Origin of the sequence: Parahoeflea alexandrii, from assembly GCF_027214025.1 — a bacterium.
In the GTDB taxonomy this organism is placed as follows: Bacteria; Pseudomonadota; Alphaproteobacteria; order Rhizobiales; family Rhizobiaceae; genus Hoeflea; species Hoeflea alexandrii_A.
In genome coordinates, this window is sequence record NZ_JAPWHB010000001.1 from 536,848 (window position 1) to 562,050 (window position 25,203).

Annotated in this window: 22 protein-coding genes; 11 read left to right on the plus strand and 11 right to left on the minus strand. The window is 62.7% G+C overall.

Translation table 11 applies throughout. The annotated features are described in order from the left end of the window. Positions 1-55: 55 nt before the first annotated feature. The 3 genes from prfB to O4H62_RS02675 form a co-directional block, all read right to left on the minus strand. A protein-coding gene (gene prfB, locus O4H62_RS02665) for a peptide chain release factor 2 (RefSeq protein ID WP_269385578.1) occupies positions 56-1,184 on the minus strand; the annotation gives its coding sequence in 2 pieces (ribosomal slippage) (positions 56-1,114 and positions 1,116-1,184; 1,128 coding nt in all). Positions 1,185-1,292: 108 nt separating this feature from the next. Further along, positions 1,293-3,743, minus strand: coding sequence for a penicillin-binding protein 1A (locus O4H62_RS02670; RefSeq protein ID WP_269385579.1), 2,451 nt, complete (start codon positions 3,741-3,743; stop codon positions 1,293-1,295). 315 nt (positions 3,744-4,058) lie between these two features. Further along, complete coding sequence (locus O4H62_RS02675; RefSeq protein ID WP_269385580.1) at positions 4,059-5,195, minus strand: N-acetylmuramoyl-L-alanine amidase; 1,137 nt, start codon at positions 5,193-5,195, stop codon at positions 4,059-4,061. A gap of 953 nt (positions 5,196-6,148) precedes the next feature. Here O4H62_RS02675 and O4H62_RS02680 point away from each other — a divergent pair. Beyond that, entirely contained in the window at positions 6,149-9,106 is a 2,958-nt protein-coding gene (locus O4H62_RS02680) for an Rne/Rng family ribonuclease (RefSeq protein ID WP_269385581.1), read from the plus strand. A gap of 176 nt (positions 9,107-9,282) precedes the next feature. Here the strand turns inward: O4H62_RS02680 and O4H62_RS02685 are convergent, their stop codons facing one another. Beyond that, entirely contained in the window at positions 9,283-10,401 is a 1,119-nt protein-coding gene (locus O4H62_RS02685; RefSeq protein WP_269386276.1) for a pyridoxal phosphate-dependent aminotransferase, read from the minus strand. A gap of 292 nt (positions 10,402-10,693) precedes the next feature. On the opposite strand from O4H62_RS02685, the gene O4H62_RS02690 reads away from it, so the two are divergent. The 7 genes from O4H62_RS02690 to O4H62_RS02720 all read left to right on the plus strand — a co-directional run bounded on the left by O4H62_RS02690 (position 10,694) and on the right by O4H62_RS02720 (position 18,755). After that, complete coding sequence (locus O4H62_RS02690) at positions 10,694-12,091, plus strand: M48 family metalloprotease (RefSeq protein WP_269385582.1); 1,398 nt, start codon at positions 10,694-10,696, stop codon at positions 12,089-12,091. A 58-nt stretch (positions 12,092-12,149) separates the two neighbouring features. Next, positions 12,150-12,914: a DsbA family protein gene (locus O4H62_RS02695; protein WP_269385583.1), complete on the plus strand. Its 765-nt coding sequence runs from the start codon at positions 12,150-12,152 to the stop codon at positions 12,912-12,914. A gap of 293 nt (positions 12,915-13,207) precedes the next feature. Next, positions 13,208-13,672 carry an acetyl-CoA carboxylase biotin carboxyl carrier protein gene (gene accB, locus O4H62_RS02700; protein WP_269385584.1) on the plus strand — a complete coding sequence of 155 codons (465 nt, stop codon included), beginning with the start codon at positions 13,208-13,210 and terminating at the stop codon, positions 13,670-13,672. A gap of 12 nt (positions 13,673-13,684) precedes the next feature. Next, a complete protein-coding gene (gene accC / locus O4H62_RS02705; protein ID WP_269386277.1) occupies positions 13,685-15,040 on the plus strand; it encodes an acetyl-CoA carboxylase biotin carboxylase subunit in 1,356 nt (451 codons plus the stop codon). A 26-nt stretch (positions 15,041-15,066) separates the two neighbouring features. Further along, positions 15,067-15,687 (plus strand): leucyl/phenylalanyl-tRNA--protein transferase, encoded by a 621-nt coding sequence (gene aat / locus O4H62_RS02710; RefSeq protein WP_269385585.1) that lies wholly within the window; start codon positions 15,067-15,069, stop codon positions 15,685-15,687. Between the two features lie 256 nt (positions 15,688-15,943). Further along, a complete protein-coding gene (locus O4H62_RS02715) occupies positions 15,944-17,917 on the plus strand; it encodes an OmpA family protein (protein ID WP_269386278.1) in 1,974 nt (657 codons plus the stop codon). 190 nt (positions 17,918-18,107) lie between these two features. After that, on the plus strand, positions 18,108-18,755 hold the full coding sequence (locus O4H62_RS02720; protein ID WP_269385586.1) for a DUF930 domain-containing protein: 648 nt from the start codon (positions 18,108-18,110) through the stop codon (positions 18,753-18,755). Between the two features lie 8 nt (positions 18,756-18,763). Here the strand turns inward: O4H62_RS02720 and O4H62_RS02725 are convergent, their stop codons facing one another. The 4 genes from O4H62_RS02725 to O4H62_RS02740 all read right to left on the minus strand — a co-directional run bounded on the left by O4H62_RS02725 (position 18,764) and on the right by O4H62_RS02740 (position 20,783). Next, complete coding sequence (locus O4H62_RS02725; protein ID WP_269385587.1) at positions 18,764-19,195, minus strand: DUF2155 domain-containing protein; 432 nt, start codon at positions 19,193-19,195, stop codon at positions 18,764-18,766. A gap of 131 nt (positions 19,196-19,326) precedes the next feature. Beyond that, the gene (locus O4H62_RS02730; protein WP_269385588.1) at positions 19,327-19,725 is read right to left on the minus strand and encodes an NADH:ubiquinone oxidoreductase subunit NDUFA12; all 399 of its coding nucleotides are present in this window, start codon (positions 19,723-19,725) and stop codon (positions 19,327-19,329) included. A gap of 100 nt (positions 19,726-19,825) precedes the next feature. Then, the gene (locus O4H62_RS02735) at positions 19,826-20,290 is read right to left on the minus strand and encodes a GNAT family N-acetyltransferase (protein ID WP_269385589.1); all 465 of its coding nucleotides are present in this window, start codon (positions 20,288-20,290) and stop codon (positions 19,826-19,828) included. 4 nt (positions 20,291-20,294) lie between these two features. Then, on the minus strand, positions 20,295-20,783 hold the full coding sequence (locus O4H62_RS02740) for a DM13 domain-containing protein (protein WP_269385590.1): 489 nt from the start codon (positions 20,781-20,783) through the stop codon (positions 20,295-20,297). 174 nt (positions 20,784-20,957) lie between these two features. On the opposite strand from O4H62_RS02740, the gene O4H62_RS02745 reads away from it, so the two are divergent. Further along, positions 20,958-21,380 carry a hypothetical protein gene (locus O4H62_RS02745; RefSeq protein ID WP_269385591.1) on the plus strand — a complete coding sequence of 141 codons (423 nt, stop codon included), beginning with the start codon at positions 20,958-20,960 and terminating at the stop codon, positions 21,378-21,380. 13 nt (positions 21,381-21,393) lie between these two features. Here the strand turns inward: O4H62_RS02745 and O4H62_RS02750 are convergent, their stop codons facing one another. After that, positions 21,394-21,891, minus strand: a complete 498-nt coding sequence (locus O4H62_RS02750) for a GNAT family N-acetyltransferase (RefSeq protein WP_269385592.1) — start codon at positions 21,889-21,891, stop codon at positions 21,394-21,396. A gap of 7 nt (positions 21,892-21,898) precedes the next feature. Continuing rightward, complete coding sequence (gatB, locus tag O4H62_RS02755) at positions 21,899-23,404, minus strand: Asp-tRNA(Asn)/Glu-tRNA(Gln) amidotransferase subunit GatB (protein ID WP_269385593.1); 1,506 nt, start codon at positions 23,402-23,404, stop codon at positions 21,899-21,901. 185 nt (positions 23,405-23,589) lie between these two features. Here gatB and O4H62_RS02760 point away from each other — a divergent pair, with 185 nt between their 5' ends. Then, complete coding sequence (locus O4H62_RS02760; RefSeq protein WP_269385594.1) at positions 23,590-23,874, plus strand: DUF6455 family protein; 285 nt, start codon at positions 23,590-23,592, stop codon at positions 23,872-23,874. A gap of 133 nt (positions 23,875-24,007) precedes the next feature. On the opposite strand, the gene O4H62_RS02765 is transcribed toward O4H62_RS02760, so the two are convergent. Next, positions 24,008-24,541: a GNAT family N-acetyltransferase gene (locus tag O4H62_RS02765; protein WP_269385595.1), complete on the minus strand. Its 534-nt coding sequence runs from the start codon at positions 24,539-24,541 to the stop codon at positions 24,008-24,010. A 358-nt stretch (positions 24,542-24,899) separates the two neighbouring features. On the opposite strand from O4H62_RS02765, the gene O4H62_RS02770 reads away from it, so the two are divergent. Further along, entirely contained in the window at positions 24,900-25,157 is a 258-nt protein-coding gene (locus tag O4H62_RS02770) for a YjhX family toxin (protein WP_269385596.1), read from the plus strand. Positions 25,158-25,203 lie beyond the last annotated feature (46 nt).

Below are 25,203 nucleotides of genomic sequence, written 5' to 3' on the forward strand. Positions count from 1 at the left end.
GCCGCCACATTCAGCCGCGGACCGACACGATTTTGCCACAGTGTTGACGGTGCGATCAATCGATGTCGGCGACGTCTTCCCCACCGCCATAGACGCGCTGGGCGAGGGCTGCTTCCATGAATTCGTCGAGGTCGCCGTCGAGCACGCCCTGCGGGTTGGTGCTTTCGGTGCCGGTGCGCAGATCCTTGACCAGCTGGTAGGGCTGAAGCACGTAGGAGCGGATCTGGTGGCCCCAGCCGATCTCGGTCTTGGACGCAGCCTCCTCGTTGGCCGCTTCCTCGCGTTTCTTCAGTTCCGCTTCGTAGATGCGGGCACGCAGCATGTCCCAGGCCTTGGCGCGGTTCTTGTGCTGCGAGCGCTCCTGCTGGCACTGGACGACGATGCCGGTCGGATTGTGGGTGATGCGGACCGCGGAATCGGTGGTGTTGACGTGCTGGCCGCCGGCGCCGGAAGCGCGATAGGTGTCGATGCGGCAGTCGCTCTCGTTGATGTCGACATCGATCGTGTCGTCGATCACCGGGTAGGTCCAGATGCTCGAGAACGAGGTGTGACGGCGGGCCTGGCTGTCATAGGGCGAAATCCGCACCAGGCGATGCACGCCCGATTCGGTCTTGAGCCAGCCATAGGCATTGTGGCCCTTGACCAGCAGCGTCGCCGACTTGATGCCGGCTTCTTCGCCGTCATGGATTTCCATGAGCTCCACCTTCATGCCGTGCTGTTCGGCCCAGCGGGTGTACATGCGCAGAAGCATGTTGGCCCAGTCCTGGCTTTCGGTGCCGCCGGCGCCGGAGTGGACTTCGAGATAGGTGTCGTTGGCATCGGCCTCGCCCGACAGCAGCGATTCGATCTGCTGGCGGGTGACTTCGGTGCGAAGCTCCTTGAGTGCGGCCTCGGCCTCGGAGACGATGCTGGCATCGCCCTCCTCCTCGCCCATCTCGATGAGCTCGAGATTGTCGGAGAGCTGGGTTTCGAGGCGCTTCAGCCCGTTGATGGAATCATCGAGATTCTGGCGCTCGCGCATCAGCTTCTGGGCTTCCTGCGCGTCATTCCAGATCGATGGATCCTCAGCCTTGGCGTTCAGCCATTCCAGGCGTTTCTGGGCAGGTTCCCAGTCAAAGATGCCTCCTCAGCAGGCTTATGGCCTGCTTGATTTCGTCGACAACGACCTGGGTTTCTGCGCGCATTGTTCTTTGGTTCCATGCTGATGTGTGGCAAGCATCCTTGCCGAAGCGGGCGGACCATAAGGTCCGCTCCGCGCGATGTAAAGGCGTCGAGGGCGCCGAATTTCTTGGTCAGTAGAGCCCGCCGACACCGTTGACCACGGCCTGGTTGGCCTGCGGCGATATTGTGGTGATGGCGTCGCCGGTGGCGAATTCCTCAAGTCCGATGACCGAGTAGACATCAGACGGTCCGGTGCCGGGCTTGAAGGCTTCCATGATCACATCGCCCTCGCCTTCAAACGCCTGCATGCCGGTCTTGCGGTTGATGGCGATCAGCTTCATGCCCTGCGGAACACGGAAATCGGCCGGCCTGGTGCCTTCGAGCGCACCTTGCATGAATTCGTTGAACACAGGCGCCGCCAGCGCACCGCCGGTCGAGCCACGGCCCATCGGAGTCGGATTGTCGAAACCGATGAACACACCGGCCACCAGGTCAGCGGTGTAGCCCATGAACCAGGCGTCCTTTTCCTCGTTGGTGGTGCCGGTCTTGCCAGCGGTCGGACGGTCGAGCTTGACCTTGCCGGCTGCGGTGCCGCGGGTCACCACACCTTCCATCATCGAGGTGATCTGGTAGGCCGTCATCGGGTCGAGCACCTGCTCGCGGGTGTCGACCACTTCGGGCTCTTCCTGCTGGATCCACGCGGTGGCGATGCAGGCATCGCAGGTGCGCTCCTCGTGCTTGAAAATGGTCTTGCCGTAGCGGTCCTGGATGCGGTCAATGAGTGACGGCTTGATCTGCTTGCCGCCGTTGGCGAGCACGGAATAGGCCGAAACCATCCGCATCACGGTGGTTTCGCCCGAGCCCAGCGACATGGCAAGCACGGGCAGCATGTCGTCATAGACACCGAACCGCTCGGCATATTCGGCGACCAGATTCATGCCCATGTCCTTGGCGAGACGGACAGTCATCAGGTTACGCGAACGCTCGATGCCGAGCCTGAGCGTCGACGGACCGGCGGAGCCGCCGCCATAATTCTTCGGCTTCCAGAGTTCGCCCCCGGAGACAATCTCGATGGGCGCATCGAGCACCACGGAAGCCGGCGTGTAGCCATTGTCGAGTGCTGCGGCGTAGACGAAGGGCTTGAAGGCCGAACCCGGCTGACGCTGCGCCTGGGTCGCGCGGTTGAACTCCGACTGGGCGAAGGAGAAACCGCCGACCATGGCCAGCACGCGGCCGGTATGGGGATCCATGGCGACGAGCGCGCCCTGGATTTTTGGCGGCTGCCTGAGGCGAAGGCGCTGCGCGCCATCCTGCTCATACGGTTCCACGTAAACAACGTCGCCCGGATTCAACACCTCGGCAGCGGATTTGACGTTACGGCTCTTCTCGCCGTCGAAATTGAGCCTGAAAGCCCATTTCATGTCATCCGCCAGGATCGTGCCGATGAGCCGCTCGGCCCCGGCCTTGCCGGACACTTCCCGACCCGGACGAAGGCCGACGTCGACCTTGTCATCGGAGGCCGACAGGACGACGGCGAGTTCCCACTCGGGCATGTCACGCAAAGGTTCCACGTCGCTCAACGGCACACCCCAGTCTCCCGATACGTCGATGCGGGTGACGGGACCGCGGAAACCGCGGCGTTCGTCATAGCTCATCAGCCCCTTCTGCAGCGCCTTGCGGGCAATCGCCTGAAGTCTCGGATCGAGCGTGGTGCGGACCGATAAACCGCCCTCATAGAGCGCGTCATCGCCATAACGGCCGATCAGCTCGCGGCGGACCTCCTCGGCGAAGTACTCCGATGCGAACAGGTAGGAACCGGTCCTGCGCGGCGTCACGCCCAGCGGCTGAGCCTTGGCGTCGGCACCATCGGTGGCGCGGACATAGCCGTTCTCGACCATCCGGTCGATCACCCAGTTGCGGCGTTCGATCGCGCGCTCGGGATGACGGAACGGATGGTAGTTGGCCGGCGCCTTGGGAAGCGCCGCGAGATAGGCGGTTTCCGCAACGGTCAGCTCGTTGACGGACTTGTTGAAATAGGTCAGCGCCGCCCCGGCGATGCCATAGGCGTTCATGCCGAAGAAGATCTCGTTGAGGTAGAGTTCGAGGATCCGGTCTTTCGAATAGGCCTGCTCGATTCGGAACGAGAGAATCGCCTCCTTGATCTTGCGCTCGTAGGTCTGGTCGGCGGTGAGCAGGAAGTTCTTGGCGACCTGCTGCGTGATCGTCGAAGCGCCCTGACGCGCGCCGGTCCGGATGTTGTTGATGACAGCACGCGCCAAGCCAACCGGATCAACACCGGGGTGCGTGTAGAAGTTCTTGTCTTCGGCCGACAGAAACGCCGCCTTCACCCGGTCCGGAATAGCCTGGATCGGCAGGAACAACCGCCGCTCGCGCGCGTATTCCGCCATCAACTCACCAGAGGCGGCGTGGACGCGCGTGGTCACCGGCGGCTCGTAGCTGTTGAGCACTTCGTAGTCCGGCAGATCCTTGGACACATCGCCGATGTACCAGGCAACGCCGGCTGCGACGATCAGGAACAGCACGGTCCCAATCCCGAAGAAATATCCAATCAGTCGTATCATCAGCCAGCTACCGTTTGCTTTCCTGTCGACCTGCCTGACCAACGCCAGGGCAAGAGCCCACCATGTCGTCTGTCCGGTTAGCCCGGACAATGTGAATAAAATAGGGCGCTACCGCATTTGCCGCATCACGGGTGATGAACAAAAAGTGCCGGAACGTCTTGAGCCTCGACTTGAGCACCGCCCTAAACCCGTACAGGTTCGAAGACCTGCACCTTGCAACGGAAGCCGGCAAGGCCAGGGTCTTGCGCCACCGCGCGGCACCCGAGCCTTCACACCGCTTGTCCCGTCCAGATTCGATCATTGCTTTATCGGCCATCATCGCCTGCCCGCCAAGATCATTTCACGGTAATTCTGCACCGACCGGGCGAGCAACTGCGCGGTACTTTTCCGCCATTCCTCGTCGTTGAGCAGCTTTTCGTCCTCGCGATTGGACAAATATCCCATTTCCACGAGGACCGAAGGCACATCGGGCGCCTGCAGCACGCGGAACCCGGCGTGCCGTAGCGGATTCTTGATAAGCTTGACCTGCCCCTCGAAGGAGTTGATCACCTGCTGGGCCAGCCCCGTGGAAAATACCCGGGTTTCGGTCCTGGCCAGATCGACGAGAATGGCGGCGATCGCTTCGGGCGCATTTTCCAGGCTCGCGCCGGTGATTGCGTCCTCGCGATTTTCCTGATCGGCGAGCGACTGGGCCAGCGCGTCGGAGGCCTTGTCCGACAGGGTGTACACCGTCGCACCGCGCAGCGACCTGACGGAGATCGAATCGGCATGCAGCGAGATCAGCAGATCCGCCGCCTCGTCGCGCGCACGGCGGACCCTTGCCGACAGCGACAGGAAGCTGTCATCCGTCCGGGTCATGGCAACGCGAATGCCGTCCTGTTCCTCCAGCGCGGCCTTCAGCGCCTGGGCGAATGCGAGCGTGACATTCTTCTCCATCGAACCGGCAGGCCCCTCGGCGCCGCCATCAATCCCCCCATGTCCCGCATCAATCACGATGGTCAGGGTGTCCCCGGGCGGGGCTGGCGCTTGTCCGGGGACGGCATTCTCATCGGGCTCAGGCCAGTCCGAACCGGCAACCTCCGCCGAAAACCTCTCCGGATCGACAATGGTAATGTCAAACACCATCCGGTGCACGGCACCGGCGGCCTCCTTGCTGGTTTCGACAAGCTCCATCCTGACAGGCACTGAAAATTCGAACACCATCCGCGCCCTTTCGTTGCCGGAGTTGCCATAGCGGACGGCGGACACCAGTCCGCGCGACTGCAGCGCGTCCTGCGGAAAGGCAAAGACGGTCTCGGGCAGGTCGATGACGGCGCGATAGGGATTTTCCAGATAATGCAGCTCGAATTCGGGCTCCCGCTCGAAATCGAGCACCAGGCGGACGCGGCTCTCATCGCCGGCGAGCCGCGCGGCGATGGCGACATGCCTGGACCCAGCCGCGTCGTCGGGCATGGCAACAGAGGCCGCAGTCCAAAAGACAAGCAAGGCATGGGCGAGGACTGAAACCAGCGCGCCAGAGAACAGCGCCCGGCACGACGTCCCAGGGCGGCTCCCGCGTGCTCCAAATCGCCGGTGTTTCGAACGTAACCGCATTCGTCTGCCTTCAGCTCTCATCTCGTGACGCAGTTACCTGACGCCACACCCCCAACCGGTACAGGCAAACAGCGTCAAGAGGATGGCACGATTCGCCCTGCGAACCCGGCAAGAGCATGGCGCAATCGGGTTAACCATCCGTTCACCATGATGACTTGCTATTTCTTACCCGGCTCTCCGCAACGTCAACCGGTCAAGTTGCACAACCTCATGTGCAGATGTTTTCAGTTGCCAGATCGCCACTCAGCCCATAAAAGCTTTCATTGGGTAAGTATATTGACGGGATAGAACTGTCACCCTTCCGGCCGCCGCCTGCATCAGGCCCAGGGCGCCAGGAGTGCGGATCGTCCGTCGTCCAATAACCATCCTTCCCCGGAGCGGCCAGCTCGCAGTTTCCATCTCGGGAACCCAATCTGACTGCTCCTGCCAGGCAATATGGCCGAAAATGCGGAGAGGCTCTTCAGTCTTCGACAGCACCGAGGCCACGACAGTGATTAAACCCGGCAGGCGAGGACTCCTGCCACAACCTTCGCGGCCTTGCTGCCGCATTGCCCCTTTCAGGGGCTTTCATCGGTCCGCAAGGACTATACGCAAATGAAATTTCGGCCGGCTTTTATGGTGCAAATGCGGATCTCCCAAAGTGTTAACAGGCCCCGGGCACACCAAGCCCCGGGTATAGTCCTGCTGACCTCTGCATCAAGCCGAGTACCGGAATACCTATCATCCGGCGCACTCCCCACAGACCATCCCCTGCCCCGACTTTCGGAGCGGCGGAGTCTCACGTCGAGAGCGCGCCGAGGAGCTTACATTCAATGGCAGAAAAAATGCTTATCGACGCCTCCCATCCCGAGGAGACCCGCGTCGTTGTCGTTCGTGGAAACCGCATAGAGGAATTCGATTTCGAATCGGAGCACAAGAAACAGCTCCGCGGAAACATCTACCTGGCAAAAGTCACACGTGTGGAGCCTTCGCTCCAGGCCGCCTTTGTCGATTATGGCGGCAATCGCCATGGTTTCCTCGCTTTCTCGGAAATCCACCCCGATTACTACCAGATCCCGCTTGCCGACCGGCAGGCGCTGCTTCAGGCGGAAGCCGAGGACGCTGCGAACGATCCCGACTTCGAAAGCGCCGACGAGGCCGACAACGGCCAGAGCAAGGCCAAATCCCGTTCCAAGGCAAAGCCCGCCGAAGACGACGACGGCAGTGAAGACGGCAAGGCCTCGAAATCCCGGCCGCGCCGCAGCCGCCGCGGCAAGAAGTCCGGCGAACCAGCCAAGGCCGCTGAGTCCGACACGGCGGAAACAACCGATGGCGACGACGCAGCAACCGATGCCGACGAGGCTTCCGGAGAGGAGCTTGCTGCAGCACCGGACTCGACAGATGACGACACCGCTGCTGCATCCGGACCGGACGATGCAGGTTCGGACGATGAAGATGACAATGACAAGCCGACCGAAATGGCGGCAGACGTCGAAGCCGACGAGATTTCCGAGCCAGTCTCGCGCCGCAGGCGCAAGAACAATGACGACGACGACGCGTCCAGCGACGACGAGTCGGTCGAATCGGTCGGCTCCGAAGACGCGATGGAGGAAGTTCCGACACGCTCGCAGCGCAAGCCGCGCAAGCAGTACCGGATCCAGGAAGTCATCAAGCGCCGGCAGATCCTGCTGGTTCAGGTGGTCAAGGAAGAGCGCGGCAACAAGGGAGCGGCTCTGACAACCTACCTGTCGCTCGCCGGCCGCTATTCCGTGCTGATGCCGAACACCGCCCGTGGCGGCGGCATCTCGCGCAAGATCACCAACCTGCCCGACCGCAAGCGGCTCAAGGAAATCGCCCGCGAGCTGGAAGTACCGAAGGGCATGGGTGTTATCCTGCGCACTGCCGGCGCCAACCGCACCAAGGTCGAGGTCAAGCGCGATTTCGAATACCTGATGCGGCTGTGGGAGAATGTCCGCAACCTGACGCTCAAGTCGACGGCGCCGAGCCTCGTCTACGAGGAAGGCAGCCTGATCAAGCGCTCGATCCGCGATCTCTACAACAAGGACATCTCGGAAATCGTCGTCTCCGGCGAGGAAGGCTACCGCGAAGCCAAGGATTTCATGAAGATGCTGATGCCGAGCCACGCCAAGGTGGTTCAACCCTACCGGGACCTGCATCCGATCTTCTCGCGCTCGGGCATCGAGACACAGCTCGACCGCATGCTGCAGCCGCAGGTGACGCTGAAATCGGGCGGCTACATCATCATCAACCAGACCGAAGCGCTGGTTGCCATCGACGTCAACTCCGGCCGTTCGACCCGCGAGCACTCGATCGAGGACACGGCGCTGCAGACCAACCTGGAAGCTGCAGAAGAAGTCGCCCGCCAGCTCCGGCTGCGCGACCTCGCCGGCCTGATCGTGATCGACTTCATCGACATGGAAGAAAACCGCAACAACCGTGCGGTCGAAAAGCGGATGAAGGACTGCCTGAAGAACGACCGCGCCCGCATCCAGGTCGGCCGGATCTCGCATTTCGGCCTTCTGGAAATGTCGCGGCAGCGGATCAGGGCTTCGGTGCTGGAAAGCACCATGCAGATCTGCCCGACATGCGGCGGCAACGGACATATCCGGTCGCAATCGTCGGTGGCGCTGCACGTGCTGCGCGGAGTCGAGGAATACCTGCTCAAGAACACCACCCACGACATCATCGTGCGCACCACGGCCGAGACCGCGCTGTACATGCTCAATCACAAGCGCGACACGGTTGTCGATCTGGAGAAGCGCTTCGGCGTCTCGATCAGCTTCTCGGCTGACGAAACGGTCGGGGCGAACCATTTCGCCATCGATCGCGGTGCAGCGGTGGAATCGCCGGTCAATATCGAACACATCACCGTCAATTCTCCGGCCTACCCCGAGGACGACGACGATATGGATATCGTCGAGGAAATCGATGACGAGAGCGTCGAAACCGAGGAGACCTCGGAAGCCCAGGGCGAAGACCGTCCCGAGCGCGAGGACGGCCAGGGCAAGAAGCGGCGCAGGCGCCGCCGCCGCGGCGGCCGCAAGTCCGACGGTGACAACGGCAATGGCGACGATCAGGCCGCCTCGGCCGACACCGGCTCCGATCAGGACGACAAGAGCGATGACGGCGACGCGGCGGACGCGTCGTCGGACGACGAGGCCTCATCCGATGGCGACAGCGACGAACAGCGCCGTGGCAAACGGCGCCGTCGCGGCAAGCGCGGTGGACGCCGCAATCGCGAGGAAGATGCAAACGGCTCTGCTGAGTCTGCTGACGAAGCCGGAGAGCCAGGCGAGGTTGCGGCCTCTTCCGATGAGGCTGCCGCGGAGGCGGAAGTGACCGCGGAGGCTCCAGAGGCAGCACCTGCGGCGGAAACCGCACCCGCCGAGGCCGAACAGGCGGAAGCGGAACCCGCAGCGGCGGCAGAAGACGAAGCGCCTGCCAAGCCGGCCCGCAAGAAGCGCCGGACCAAGGCGCAGATCGCGGCCGACAAGGCTGCCGAAGAAGCGTCTGAGGCAGCGGCAGCCGAAGCGGAAGTCAGCCCCGAGATCTACCCGGCGGCGGACGCCGAGGCCGAAGCTGCACCCGAAGATGTGACTTCGGAGAGCGGCGAAGCCGAAGAGAAAAGCGAAGAAACGGCGGCCGACCGTCGTGCGCGCACCGATCTCGCCGCGATTGCCACCGCACCGGTGGTCACTTCCTCGAACGGAACGGACGAAGCGAAGAAGCCGAAGAAAGCCGGCTGGTGGCAGAAGCGCGGCTTCTTCTGAGCCAAGGCACAGGACAAGACAAAAAACCGGCGCTCACACGCCGGTTTTTTTTGGCCCCCGCAAAAGCACTGCTGGTCCAGAGGTCCGCTCGAGACAGTTATATTAGTTTATTAGATATTCTTCATATCTATTTCCGGTTACTTGCTTTTCCACACATTGGATATGGCGGAAAAGCCCTATCGGGTGGCAAGCCAACCCTGCATGCGGTCAAGCGCGGTGATCATGTCCGTGTGGCTGCCGGCGTAGGAAAACCGCATGAAGCGAGCGCCGTCGACCGGATCGAAATCCCGCCCCGGCGTCGCCGCGACATGGATGTCCGAAAGCATCTGCCGGGCGAAGGCCATCGAATCATTGGTGTACGCCGCCACATCCACCCAGGCGTAGAAGGCCCCGTCCATGGGCGCCGCAAACGGCAAGCCGAGCGCAGGGAGGCGTTCGGCAAGCAGCGACCGGTTCTGCCGGTATCCCTCCCGAACCGCCTCCATCTCTTCTATCCCGTCGAGTGCCGCTTCAGCCGCGATCTGGGAGAGTTCGGGCGGGCTGATATAGAGGCTTTGCGCCAGGCATTCGACGGGCCGCACGAGATCCTCGGGCAGCACCATCCAGCCGATGCGCCAGCCGGTCATGCAGAAATATTTGGAGAACGAGTTGATCACCACGGCGTTGTCGGACACCGACAAAGCCGTGGTCTCTTCCCCGCTCCAGGTCAGGCCGTGGTAGATCTCGTCGGAGATGAAGGCCACGCCGCGCCCGGCGCACCAGGCGTCGAGTTCGGCGATCGCCTGCCTGGAATGAACCGCGCCGGTGGGATTGGCGGGACTGGCAATCAGCACCCCGGCAACCCGCATGCCGGTCTCGCGCTCCGCCGCCTCGATGGCCGCGGGCGTGAGCGCATGGCCGGTGTCGGCACCGACGGAAATCTCGACCACATTGAGCCCCAGGGCCGACAGGATGTTGCGATAGGCGGGGTAACCCGGCCGGGTGATCACCACCACGTCACCGGGACTGAAAAGCTGCAGAAACGCAAGATTGAAGCCCGCCGAGGAGCCAGTCGTGACGGCGACGCGCTGCGGATCCAGATCCACATCGTAGAGATGCCGGTATCGCGCGGCGATTGCCAGGCGCAGGCTCTTGATTCCGAGTGCATCGGTGTAGCCGAGACCGCCGGCATCGAGCGCACGCCGGGCCGCGGCCCTGGCGGTGGATGGCGCCGGATGGGCCGGCTGCCCCACCGCCATGGAGATGACAGGCTTGCCCTCCCCCTTGAGCCGGGTGGCTTCGGCCAGGACATCCATGGCATGGAACGGCTCGACCGATGGCTTGCGCTGAATTGTCAAAACTCGAACTCCTCTGGCCGTGAACCGGCACTGCGGACCTTGGTCCAATCGTCAGTAACATCGTCATGCCGGCCCGGGGTGCGGCAATATCGCGCCCGCGCCGGTACCTTGCGACAGCGGATGGCCGCACAAATGCCCGATTGTCGTGGCCATCACAAGTGCGAGAGTTTGATGGCCTGGACAGGATCAGCGATTGCTTTTCCGGACTTAGACATTACCTTTCAGCATCATGACGAGGACATCACGCATCATGGCGAAAGTTGGCCGGGCGCCACATTCATGCAAAAGGAACAGAGGCTGGCTCGGCCGCGTCGTCGCGACGGTGACGGCCACCATCGTCTCCTTCACGCTTGCTATGCCCAGTCATGCGCAGGGACGGGTCGCGGTGGTCCGCGATGCGGAAATCGAAACCCTGCTCAAGGACTATGCGAGCCCGATCTTCAAGGCCGCCGGGCTGAAGACCAGCCGGGTGCAAATCGTGCTGGTCAACGATCCGGCTTTCAACGCCTTCGTCGACGGGCAACGGATGTTCATCAATACAGGCGCACTTGCCGATTCCACCGTGCCCAACGAGATCATCGGGGTAATCGCGCACGAGGCGGGTCACCTCGCCGGCGGCCATCAGCAGAGACTGCGCGAACAGATAGCCGCCGCCAGGACGCTGGCCATCGTCGGCGGCCTGCTCGGCGTCGGCGCGCTTGCGGCGGGCGGCATCTCCGGCACCGCTGGCGGCGCCGAAGTGGGCGGGGCGCTGATCACGGCGACGCCGACACTGGTTCAGCGCAATCTCTTGAGCTATCGCCGCTCGGAGGAAATGAACGCCGACCAGGCCGCCGCCCGCTATCTCAATGCCACCGGGCAATCGATGCAGGGCATGCTCACCACTTTCCAGCGGTTTTCCCAGAGCCTGTCCCTCTCCGGCGTTCGGGTGGACCCTTACCAGATCAGCCACCCGCTGCCGCGTGAACGCATCGCGCTGCTGGAAGAACTGGCGCGCAAGAGCAAGTACTTCGACACCAGGGACCCGGCGCAACTCAACGAGCGGCACCAGTTGATGCGCGCCAAGATCGCGGCCTATTCAGGCGGCGCCGCAGCGGTTGCGCGGATGTTCTCGAAGGACCGGGGTTCTCTGGCGGCCCGTTATGGCGACGCCATTGCCACCGACCTCTCGGGAAACTCGGCCGCATCGCTGAAAAAACTTGACGCGCTGATCAAGGAGAAGCCCGGAAGTCCCTATTTCCACGAGTTCCGCGGCGAAGTCCTGCTCAAGCTGCGCAAGAGCGACGAGGCGATCAAAGCTTTTTCCCAGGCTGCCAAACTTGACCGGAGCAAGTCGCCGCTGATCAGGGCGCGTCTCGGATTTGCGCTGGTCGCTTCAGGCAAGCCTGAAAACATGAACCGTGCCATCGAGGAACTTCGGGTGGCCATCCAGGCCGATCCCGACAACTTCAACGCCTACCGCAATCTCTCGCAGGCCTATGGCCAGACCGGTGACATCGCCAACGCCGAGCTGATCATGGCCGAGGGGAACTTTCGCGCCGGCAATGCCAGGGAGGCCAAGGTGTTTGCCGCCCGCGCCCTGCAGAAGCTTCCCAAGGGCTCGCCCGGCGCCATCCGCGCCAATGACATCTTAACCATCGGAAACTAGAAAGCTTCTGCGGCGCGCCGGACGCGACCCGCATGGACAGGGACAAGGATAGATCGACATGGCATTTCTGAACCGCAAGGGCCTGACGGCCGCTCTTCTCATCGGCATGTCGACGGCGCTGCCGCTGCCGGCAGCGGCACTCGACGACGCCCAGAAGCAGGAGTTCGGGGCCTTCATCCGGGAATATCTTCTGGCGAACCCGGAAATCGTCGAAGAGATGGGCCGGGCGCTGGAGATCAAGAAGGAAGCGGAAAGCCGGGTGATGGCGCAGGCCGCGATCGCTGACAACAAGGAGGCGATCTTCAACGCCCCGGAAGACATCGTGCTCGGTAATCCGGAAGGTGACGTCACCGTGGTCGAGTTCTACGATTACAATTGCGGTTTCTGCAAACGCGCGATGAATGACATGATCGCCCTGATCGACAAGGATCCGAATGTGCGTTTCGTGCTCAAGGAGTTTCCGATTCTCGGCCCGGATTCGCTTGCGGCCCACCGGGTCGCCATGTCGTTCCGCGCGTTGGCGCCCGAGCAATACGGGGACTACCACATGAAGCTGCTCGGCGGCGATGTCCGTGCGACCGAAGCTCATGCAATTGAAATCGCCAAGGAATTTGGCGTCGACGAGACAGCGTTGAAAGCCGGAATGGACGACCCGGCAATCGATCAGTCGATCCGCCAGACCTACGAGCTGGCCAATGCGCTGGGCATTTCAGGCACGCCATCCTTCGTTATCGGCAACGAGGCCGTGTTCGGCGCGGTTGGCGAAGAGGTGCTGCTTGGCAAGATCGCCAACATGCGGCAATGCGACAGCACCGTTTGCTAAAGCCTCACGCCGCAACACCTGGCTGACACCCAGACGGACCGCACCAGAACGGTATTCCGCGGCAATCGCTTGTGGACAATGGGCCGCGCCGTCGAAAGGTTTGCCAATGGCCTGACCAGACAGTGTATGGGTGAAGGCCGTGGCCTGCACCTGAAACCGGGGTTTCGGGCCTATTCGCAGCTCCAGGCGCCGCGCGGGCTTGTCACCGGGCAGTTCGGGGCTGTAAAGGACAGTCAACCAGCGGAATGGCTTGAACTGCCGCCCGCAACAACAAAAACAAAGGCAATAGTCCGATGGCAACACGAAAACCGTCGATCGACCAGGATCTGATCCGGGATCTGGCCAATATTCTCAATGAAACCGATCTCACCGAGATCGAGATCGAACAGGATGACTTGCGCGTCAGGGTGAGCCGTGCCGGAACGCCGCAGATGATCCACGCTCCGATCGCACAGCATCAGGTGCCCGCGCCGCAGCCCACCGCCGCCCAGCCCGTGGAAGCCGCTCCGGCAGCTCCGTCATCGGCCAATGCCGTGACCGCGCCGATGGTCGGCACCGTCTATCTGTCGCCTGCTCCGGGCGCCAAGCCGTTTGTGGAGATCGGCCAGTCGGTCAAGGAAGGCCAGACCATCCTGATCATCGAGGCGATGAAAACCATGAATCAGATCCCCGCGCCCCGCGCCGGCAAGGTCGTGAGCGTTCTGGTTGCCGACGGCGACCCGGTCGAATTTGCCGAACCGATGATCGTGATAGAATAAGTGAGCGAGCCTATGTTCTCCAAGGTTCTCATTGCAAACCGTGGTGAAATCGCGCTCCGGGTGCTGCGCGCCTGCAAGGAGCTCGGCATCAAGACTGTCGCGGTGCATTCCACCGCCGATCAGGACGCCATGCATGTGCGCCTTGCCGACGAGAGCGTTTGCATCGGCCCGCCGCCCTCGCGCGACAGCTATCTCAACATCCACCAGATTGTCGCCGCCTGCGAGATCACCGGCGCGGACGCGGTGCATCCGGGCTACGGCTTTCTCTCCGAGAACGCCAAGTTCGCCGACATCCTCGATGCCCACGGCATCACCTTCATCGGACCGACCGCCGATCACATTCGCATCATGGGCGACAAGATCACCGCCAAGAAGACCGCGGAAGCGCTTGGCATTCCCGTAGTTCCGGGATCCGAAGGCGAGATCACCACGGACGAGGACGCGGTCAAGATCGCCAAGGAAATCGGCTTTCCGGTGATCATCAAGGCGACCGCCGGCGGCGGTGGCCGCGGCATGAAGGTGGCCAACAACGAGGAAGAGCTCTCGCTGGCGCTGTCGACCGCACGCTCGGAAGCAGGCGCGGCATTCGGCAATGCGGCGGTCTATATCGAGAAGTATCTTAGCCACCCCCGCCATATCGAGATCCAGGTACTTGGCGACGGTGAAGGCAAGGCGGTCCACTTGGGCGAGCGAGACTGTTCGCTGCAGCGGCGGCACCAGAAGGTCTGGGAAGAAGCCAACTCCCCGTCGCTGAACGAAGACCAGCGGATGGAAATCGGCGAGATCTGCGCGGCGGCGATGCGCAAGCTGAAATACCGCGGCGCGGGGACCGTCGAGTTCCTCTACGAGGACGGCAAGTTCTATTTCATCGAAATGAACACCCGCCTGCAGGTCGAGCATCCGGTAACCGAGGCCATTACCGGCATCGATCTGGTCAACGAGCAGATCCGGGTCGCTTCCGGCGCCGGTCTGTCGGTCACCCAGGACGACATCCGCTTCCACGGCCACGCCATCGAATGCCGGATCAATGCCGAGGACCCGGACACCTTCGTCCCCTCGCCCGGCACCATCACCCACTACCATCCGCCCGGCGGACTTGGCGTGCGGGTCGATTCCGGCGTCTATCAGGGCTACAAGATCCCGCCCTATTACGACAGCCTTATCGGCAAGCTGATCGTGCACGGGAGAACACGTGTCGAATGCATGATGCGGCTCCGGCGGGCGCTGGATGAATTCGTGGTAGACGGCATCAACACGACGATTCCGCTCTTCCGTGACCTTCTTGCCAATCCGGACATCGCAAATGGCGACTATGACATCCACTGGCTTGAAAAGTTCCTTGCGGCCAAGGCAGGGAAGAAGCCCTGATCTGAAATCAGCCCGGGGAGGCTGAGGTGCGGCACGGCGCCGATCACAGGATCACACCGGATCTGCTGCTGCGTGCCTATGCCTCGGGCCTGTTTCCGATGGCGGATTCGGCTGACGATCCGGACCTGTTCTGGGTCGAGCCGGAATTGCGCGGCGTGTTGCCGCTCGATGCCTTTCACATCCCCAAGCGGCTCGCCCGCACCGTGCGGCAGGCGCCGTTCGAGATCCGCTTCAACACGGCGTTCGACGAGGTGGTCTCGGCCTGCGCAGAAAGCGTCGAGAACCGCCCCTCGACCTGGATCAATTCGACGATAACCGAACTCTACGGTGCCTTGCACCGGCTCAATCATGCCCATTCCGTCGAAGCCTGGCGCGACGGCGAACTGGTGGGCGGATTGTATGGCGTTTCGCTGCGGCGGGCGTTCTTTGGCGAAAGCATGTTCAGCCGCGCAACGGACGCCTCCAAGGTCTGCCTCGTGCACCTGGTCAACCGCCTGCGCGAACGCGGCTTCGTGCTGCTTGACACCCAGTTCACCACCGAGCACCTGAAACGCTTCGGGGCGATCGACGTGCCGCGGGACGATTATTCCGAGATGCTGGCCGAGGCGCTCGAGGGGCCGGATCTGGCTTTCTCCGACACCGTCTGAAGCAAGAGCTTTGGCGATCCTCAAATAGCCACAGTGGTACGGTAGAGACCAAACTCCTTCCGGCACATTCCAACCACATGATCCGCAAGCAACGCCCGGTCCAAGTCGACCGAGCGCGACCTGAGTGACGCCGCGGAGTGCTTCCTGGCGTCATCGGTCGATGCCACTGGACATAAGGGTGGATGGAACCGCAAGGGGCGCGCACGCGTTGACCGTTCGAAGGAACGTTTACCCCACAGGAGTTGCCCTCGTGACAATGACACGCATACTGCTTGCCTCCACCGCCATCAGCCTTGCCAGCCTTGGTTCTTCCCACGCCTTGCCTTTCGGCCAGGCGCCCTCTCTGGCCCCGGCAAGAACGGCCATGACGCAATACCTGGCCCGGGTGCAGCTGAGCGTGGCCGACGCGGAAACCCGACTGGCCGAAGCGCTCGCCCGCAAGGCGGAAGCCGAGGCGTCGGGCGGCGATGTTGCCGCAGCGCAAGCCGAGGTCGACGCGGCGCAGGCCGAACTCGCAGCCGCCCAGGCAGCCACACAGGACGCGACCGCGCCAGCCCCGGAAGCTGAAGCGCCTGCCGAAGAGGCACCGGCCGCCGAAGCCGTCGAGCCCGTGGCACCTGAAGCTGCGCCGACCGCCGAGCCAGAAGCAGTTCCCGAGCCCGCTGCACCAGTTGAGCCTGCCGCTGAAGAGGCCCCGGCGCCCGAAGCCGAGGAGCCGGTGGTCGAGCCAGAGGCCACCGCCCCGACCGAGGCAGCGCCGGAAACCGAGGCACCCGAAGCCCCGGCGGAAACCGCCCCGCCAGCCGAGCCAGAAGCTGCTCCAGCGTCTGATTCGACTGCTGAACCCGCCGTGGAAGTGCCCCCGGCACCGGAGGCCGCGGAGCCCGCCGCCGAACCGGAAGCGGCCACAGAGCCGGCTGCCGAAGCGCCGGACGAAACCGAGACCCCTTCCGAAGATGCCGTCGTTCCCACACCGGAGCCAAACTCGGCAGCGCCAGAAGCCCCGGCAACCGAGGAACCGTCCGCCGCCGAAGAGCCTGCAACCGAAGCAGCGCCGGAAGAGCCTGCAGCCGAAGCCGCCCCTGCAGAGCCGGCGCCAGCCGCAGAGCCGGCAGAGGGGGCAGCCGCGCCGGCTGAAGAGGAGGTGCTGACGCTTCCAGTGGAGGATGGCGCACCGGTGCTCGACAGCGCCAAGGAAGAGCCTGTGGCAGGAGATGAACCGGCCACAGCACCGGCTGTGGAAGAGCCTTCCGCCCCGCCACCGGCATCCGACGAGGAAGCCCAGGCGCCCGAAACGAGAAGCGCACCTGCGCCACAGGCAATGTCGGAGCAAGGCGTGCGCATGAGTGCAGAGCCCGCCCCTGAAGCGCAGACCGATGTCACCATCATCAATCAGTATGACAACCGGACCATCATACAGGTCGACAACCGCACCATCATCGAGCATGACGAACGCGACCGGCTGCGGGCCGGCAGCGAGGACGTCTATTACGAACAGTTGCGCGGTGGCCGGGTGCGCGAGGTCGTCGTCCGGCCCAACGGCGTTCAGCTCGTCACCATCACCAACCGCTGGGGCGATGTGGTGCAGCGCAGCCGGATCATGCCGGACGGGCGCGAATACGTGCTTTTCTACGCAAACGCCAACAGCGACGGGTCACGCCAGGCCTTTGTCGATCCCGGTCGCCGGCTGCCGCCACTTCGGCTTTCGATTTCCATCGATGACTACATCCTTGATGCGACCGAAGCCGAGCCGTCTGCCTTTCTCGAGTTCCTGATGGAGCCGCCGGTGGAACAGGTCGAGCGCCTCTACTCGGTGGAAGAAGTACGCCGCTCGGCCCGGATTCGCGACAAGGTCCGCCGCATCGACATGGACAGCCTGACCTTTGAGTTCGGCAAGGCGACCATTGCCGAAGATCAGATCCAGCGGCTTTCCGACGTGGCAAGCGCGATGACGAAGATCCTTGAGAAAAACCCGGCCGAGACCTTCCTGATCGAAGGCCACACCGATGCCGTGGGCCGCGACGAGGCAAATCTGCTGCTGTCGGACCGGCGTGCCGAGACGGTTGCCGTGGCGCTGAGCGACGTGTTTGGAATTCCGCCGGAAAACCTGGTGACCCAGGGCTATGGCGAACGGTATCTCAAGGTCCGTACCGAGGCGCCGGAACGTCTCAACCGCAGGGTCACGATCCGCCGCATCACGCCGCTGGTGACCCCGGTCGCCTCGCGCTGATCCGGTTCTGCGCCTGTGAAACCCGAAACGCCGCGCAATCTCTTCGGTTGCGCGGCGCTTCGATGATCGCGCAAGCATAATATGGCCAAGATCTTGCGGACTGTCTCAGGCATTGCCGCACGGATCCATCGTTGTGCCTGCTCGACCGTTTGCAAAGGACTGGAACTTTCGCCGGAGCCTGGCTGCCGCGGTGGGGCTGCATGCGCTGCTGATCGTCTTGTTGATGTTTTCACCCACCGCGCGCAGGCTGGTTCCGCGGCAGACCGACAGCGTCTCCGTCGAGATTGTTGTTCAGCCCGCGCGGCCCGCCGTCGCGCCGGATCCTGCGATGCTCCAATCATTTCCCAAGGACAACCTGGCCTATCCGGTGGTGCCTGCCATTCCCGAACCGCCGAAAAGCTCGGAAGTGCCAGCCTTGCCGCTCCACGCACCGGCACTTGTCAAAAGCCGGTTGCAGACCGTTACGCGCCTGTTTTCGGCTTCAGTCCTGGCCGAACCGCGGAACGCTCAGGCCCGCCAGGCGATGGGTGAGCTCGCAGCCGACGAAAAAGCCGTCCAGATCTGCAATCTCGAGGCAATGGAGCAGGCCGCGCGGCAGCACAAAAGCCTGCATCCGGACTTCGTCGTCGCCTATGCGACGGCAGACATATTGATGGAAGACGACCTTGTTGTCGCAGAAGGGGCAGCCCTTCGCAGCAGACCAGACTGGCTCGCGTTACGATACCGGTGCAGGGTTCAGCCCGACCGGGCGGGCGTGGTTGCCTTCTCGTTCGCGCTCGACGGCGCGATTCCCCGCGCGCGCTGGCAAGAAATCAGTCTGCCCGCCGGAAGCGACTGAGCTGTCAATCAGTTGTTTTTTTCCGGTGCGGGAACGTCGGACTGCTGCTTGCAGTCCTTGAGCCAGACGTCATAGACGGCATGGTCGACCGCGTTCAGGCCGGGAGAATCGGCGAACATCCAGCCGGTGAACAGCCGCCGGATCTTGCGATCGAGGGTGATTTCATCAACCTCGACAAAGGTGTCGGTCTTCGGCGCCTCGGTCTCGTCGCGGCTGTAGCAGACGCGCGGGGTGACCTGCAGCGCGCCGAATTGCACGGTTTCACCGACATAGACATCGAAGGTGGTGATTCGCCCGGTGATCTTGTCGATACCTGAAAACACCGCCACAGGATTTTCGATACGCGCGGCGTCGGCCGGCACGGATGCAGCGGCCAGCGCCACGACGGCAAACCCTAGGGCTCCTGCAAATCGTGCAAGGTTGTTCTTCGGAATAATCATTCGCTTCACTCGTCACAAGGCCCGCTCGGGGCCGTTCCCGGCATGTCTCCGGCCGGGAGCTTAGCCCACCGCCGTCAATGAAGCGTTAACCATGAAATGTGGCATGGCTGCGCCAAAGCAATGGCAGCGGGTCAGGATTTCGGGGTCCACGCGTCATAATCGCCGGTCACATGCGGACGCGCACCCTGGTTGAGGATCGAGCCCTTGGGACGGTATGCGCGTCCGGTGCCGGTCATGTTGGCCTGGTGCGCCTGTTCCCACGGCTTGGCAACGTAGGTTTCAGCCGCCGGCGAGACGTCCGTGCGGTGATGCATCCAGCCGTGCCAGCCGGGAGGAATCGCAGAGGGTTCCGACGGACCGTTGAAAATCACCCAGCGGCGGGTGCGCCCTTCGGAGTCCTTGCCGCCTTCATAATAGACATTGCCGGACGCGTCTTCGCCGACCCGCTTGCCGTGGCGCCAGGTGTGAAACCGGGTCCCCAGGGTCTGTCCGTTCCACCAGGTGAAAATCTGAAGCAGTAGCGCCTTCATGAAAGCCTCTCGTGTGTGGACCTGCGGCCAAATCGCAGCCGCGTCACAATCCGCCTTATGGCCCGCTGAGGCTGCATTGTCCAGTCTCGGAGCCGTCCGCTCAGCGCAATTTCATCTTGAAACCCAGATGGCTCTGGCTGAAGCCCAAGCGCGTGTAAAACCTGTGAGCATCAAGTCGGGTGGCGTTCGACGTCAGCTGCACCAGACGCACGCCCTGCGCCCTGCCCTGATCGATGGCGTGGCTGATCATTGCCTGGCCGATCCCGTGTCCGCGCATGTCTGTGCGGGTATGGACCGCCTCGATGGTCAGGCTCGCACTGCCCCTGCCGGTGAGTGACGTGATCAGCGTGGTCTGAAACGTGCCGACCACCTCGCCGCCAACAACGGCCACGAAAAGACTGTCGTTGGGACTTGCCGAAATCCGGTCGAATGCCGCGAGATAGTCGGGCAGATCGGCCGGATCGGCGCTGTCGCCGTGGCCTCCGAGCGCGTCCTGGGCGAACATCGCCGCAATGGCTGCCACGTCACTGCGTTCTGCGGCCCTGATGATTACGCTGTCCGTCATTTCCTCACACTCCCGCCGGAGAAAGCGTCGCTACCGAGTACAGCACGCTGAGCTGCTCGCACCAGATGGCCACTGAGCCCCATGTCGTCATATCGACGCCTTCCGGAACCACATAGGTCTGGTCGCCCTTGTTGCCTTTCAGCGGGCCAAGCGAAAGCCATCGGCTGGCGCTGACGTCGGCTGATCTCTGCGGGTCGGGGTTTTCGACCAGCCAGACCTCGAGACCGGGGCCGTTGGTCACTTCGAACTCGGTGAACCTGAGCAAGGTGCCGCCCGCCGCGTTGGCCAGGACCTTCACCGTGCCCGTGCCGCGGTGGGCTCCATCGACATCACGGAAGCTTCCGGATCGCGATTCGGTCAGTTCCAGCCCCGCGGGCAGTTCCTCGCTGACAACGCGGTCGATGAAGGCGGGCGAAAACAGATACCAGAAGCCCGCACCGGCGATGAAGCCAAGAACAAAGACCGGGATCGCCAGTTTGTAAACTTGTGTCATGTCCCTCGCCCGGTCGCGGGACCATCCCCGCAGTTTCCGTCCTGTCAGCTTACGTAAGCTGCCATCCGGGAACCTTGCAGGCACGCCTTGCCCAGGGTCAATTGTGTTTGACACTGTTCACACAGGAAAATCCCAATCATTATCGGCCGACTGGAAAAACAAAGGGGGAAGCTGATGATCATGAAGTTCCTGAGTGCTGCGGCGATTGTGCTGGCAGCGATTACGCCGTCCATCGCCCAGGACGGGCCGATCGGCATCGCCTTCGCCGAGGCGCCGGAACAATCGTCAGGGGTCTGTACCGGGCAGAGCACGGACAAGACACTCGCCTGCGCGCGGGAGAAATGCGTTGAAGGCGGGGCCCTGGCGGAAGACTGCCTGAGGGTGAAATGGTGCTATCCGGCAGGCTGGTCGGCCGATCTGTTCGTCCAGCACCAGGAAGGCATCCACTGGCACCAGTATCTCTGCGGCTGGGACAGCAGGGAAGCGCTGATGGCTGCGGTGGCGGTTGCCTGCGACAAGAGCCTGCGCCCCTACATCATCGAATGCTCTGCCGTCCGCTTCTGGGACAACAATGGCCGGGAGATGGAAGCAAACTGAGCCTCAGTCCGGATCAGCCGGCGAGCGGCTTGCTCATGATGATGGCAGGAATGCCGGATTCGCCCTTGCCGCAATTGCCGGTGCGCCCGGTCTCGCTCATGCCGTGCGCCTGATAGAAGGCGATCGCCGGTTCGTTGCCGGGATCCACCTCCAGGGTGAGGCTTCGCGCGCCTGGGAAACAGGTTTCGATCTCGGCGAAGAGATCGCGTCCGATGCCGAGGCCCTGGCACTCGGGCCGGACATAGAGCTGGTGCAGGGAGACGACATGGGTGCCCGGGGCGTGGCTGGCGAAGGCGACGCCGCCGATCCGTGTTCCATCGTCGGCTACAAGGAACTCGCCGTCTGGCCGGGCCAGCGATGTCTTGATCGCGGCTTCCGAATGCCAGTCGGCGATGATCTCCTCGACCTTGGCCGCGCCATAGAATGGCGCGTAGGTGGCCCGCCAGGTTTCCGCCAGCACCTCCCGAATCGCCGGGATGTCGCGGGCAGAGGCGGAGCGGACGAAGAACATCGGCTTCCTACTCGTCCACGATGCCGAGCTTGGCCTTGACCAGTTCCTGCACCGCAGCCGGATTGGCCTTGCCGCCGGTGGCCTTCATCACCTGGCCGACGAACCAGCCGGCAAGTGCGGGCTTGGCCTGGGCCTTGGCGACCTGGTCCGGGTTGGCGGCAATCACCTCGTCGACGGCCTTTTCGATGGCGCCGGTGTCGGTGACCTGCTTCATGCCCTTGGCCTCGACGATCTCGGCCGGATTTCCGCCCTCGTTCCAGACGATCTCGAACAGGTCCTTGGCGATCTTGCCGGAGATGGTGCCGTCCTTGATCAGGTCGATGACACCGCCGAGCTGGGCGGGCGAAACCGGAGTCTCTTCAATGCCTTTGCCGGATTTGTTCAAGGCGCCAAGGAGGTCGTTGATGACCCAGTTGGCGGCCATCTTGCCGTCTCGGCCCCTTGCCACCTCCTCGAAATAGTCGGCGATCGCCTTCTCCGAAACCAGGATCGAGGCGTCGTAGACACTCAGCCCCATGTCGGCGACGAAACGGGCCTTCTTGTCGTCCGGCAGTTCGGGCAGGCCCGCCTTAAGTGCTGCGACATAGGCGTCGTCGAACTCGAGCGGCAGCAGGTCGGGATCGGGGAAGTAGCGGTAATCATGCGCGTCTTCCTTGGAGCGCATCGACCGGGTCTCGCCCTTCTGCGGATCGAACAGGCGGGTTTCCTGATCGATGGTTCCGCCATCCTCGATGATGGCAATCTGGCGGCGGGCTTCGGATTCGATGGCCTGGCCGACGAAGCGGATCGAGTTGACGTTCTTGATCTCGCAACGGGTGCCGAACTCACCGCCGGGCTTGCGCACGGAGACGTTGACGTCGGCGCGCATCGAACCCTCGTCCATGTTGCCGTCGCAGGTGCCGAGGTAGCGCAGGATCGAGCGGAGCTTGGTGACATAGGCCTTGGCCTCGTCGGCAGAGCGCATGTCGGGCTTGGAGACGATCTCCATCAGCGCCACGCCGGAACGGTTCAAATCGACATAGGACATCGACGGATGCTGGTCGTGCATCGACTTGCCGGCGTCCTGCTCGAGATGCAGGCGCTCGATGCCGATCTCGATATCCTCGAACTGGCCCTGACGGTCGGGACCGACCGAGATGATGATCGTGCCCTCGCCGACGATCGGGTCCTTGAACTGGGAGATCTGGTAGCCCTGCGGCAGGTCGGGGTAGAAATAGTTCTTGCGGTCAAACACCGAGCGGTTGTTGATCTGCGCCTTCAGGCCGAGGCCTGTGCGCACGGCCTGGGCCACGCATTCCTCGTTGATCACCGGCAGCATGCCGGGCATGGCGGCATCGACCAGGCTGACATTGGTATTGGCGGCCTTGCCGAACTCCGTGGACGAACCGGAGAACAGCTTCGAATTGCTGGTCACCTGGGCGTGGACTTCCAGACCGATGATGATTTCCCAATCGCCGGTGGCGCCGGGAATGAGGCGTTTGGGGTCGGGCGTACGTGTATCGACGAGGGTCATGTCAGGCTCATTGTCTTTCCGGGATCTGCTCCCTGTCGGGTAGAACAAAGCCGGCCCGACTGCAAGGCTTTCCGGGCGCCGGGCGGTTCAACTGTCCGAAACAACCTGCAAAATGTTTGACCGAGATCAATGTCGGGGACCCGGCTTCGTGAGATTCCTGCTTCAACATCGAAGAGGAGAAGATCATGAGCGTACTTGATATTTTCAGCCGTTTGACAAAACAGGCAGACCTGATGGACGCCATGATGAAGAAGCTTGGCGTCGCCGACGAGATCTGGAAGTTGCCGGATCATGCCGGTGTGCTGCGCCGTGCCGCCAACCGCTGCCTGACCTGCGACCGGCCCGATGCCTGTCAGCACTGGCTGTCGCATGAAGTCGATGCAGATGAAGCGCCCTCCTTCTGCCGCAACCATGACCTTTTCGAGCGGGTGCTCTCCAACGCCGAAGCGAATTCGCAACCCGCGGCCTGATTTTACAGCTCCCTCTAGGCGAAGTGATCTTTGCCCGACTTGGAAACCCGGATCGGAAATCCCGTATCCGGGTCCTTTTTTGTCTTGAAGCAGAAATCGCCCTACTCCGCGCGGGGAGCGGGAGCGATGTGCCTCACTGGTCGTAAAGACCGTATTCCCCGGTTCCCGGATCGACAGGATCGCTGCCGGGCTCGAATTCCTTGATCATCTCCACCTTGTCGATATCCTCGTCAAGCGGTTCGGAATAGGTCACGAAATAGGTTTTGACGCGGTAGCCCAGGCGCTTGTAGAGCCGGATCGCGCCGATGTTGCGGGCATGGGTGTCGAGCCGGGCGGCGGAATAGCCACGCTGCCTGATGCCGGATTCGATCTTGTCCAGAAGCGCAGTGCCGATGCCCCTGCCCTGGTATTCCGGCAGCACCCAGAGATCGGTGATGAAGTCATCCGCCTTTTCGCAAGAGCCCCAGCCAGCCAGTTCGCCATCCCATTCGGCGACCAGAATGTCGGGCCAGCATCGGGTGCAGAAATCGTAGTAGGCTTGCCGCGCGTTGTCACGCAGCCGGTCGGCATCCTCCCCCCAGACGCGGATCGCCTTCTCCCAGGCAGCCAGGCCGATCTTGGCGAGATCCTGGGCTTCCGCGGAATTGGCAGGCCGGATAGACAGCATTCAGACCGCTCCGTGTACAGATGACCCCGAATGGGCGAGCCACTTGAGCTGACTTTCGCCGGAAATGGCTGGTTGGGCAAGTGCTTCGCCGGTTTTGAAGGGCAATATGGCAACAGTGGCGGACTTTCGCGGCAACCATCGGGACGGGAAATCTTGATCCGGCGACACCGGCCACCTATTATCGGACGGTCCACTACCGGAGCCTTTATGTTCTTCTTGTCCGAGTCCCGATAAAGGGCCACGCCCCGCGTTCAACACGCCGCGCATGGCCCGACAAAAACATGACAACCGCCGATATCCCTGATGTTGGCAGATGTTTTTGTGCGCTCGAACGAGCGCTTTCCCGGACACGACACCTATGGATATTTCCCGCGCCGAACAGCGCATTCTGCACCTGCTCGCCCAGGGCGGCAGGATCGAACTGATCCGTGACGACAACCGAAAGGTCGCGGAAATCAAGCTCATCACCCGTGAAGGCTGGCTGTTTGCCGGCCTTGATCTCGAAACCTTCCGGAAGCTGAAACGCAAACGGGCGATCAGCTCGCGCAAGGGACAGCCCTACGGCGTCACAAGGCGCGGGCTGGAACTGGTCAGGTCGCAACTCGACAACCGGTAAACGCGAAACGGCGCCTTCGGGCGCCGCTTCAACATCAAGCCAATCT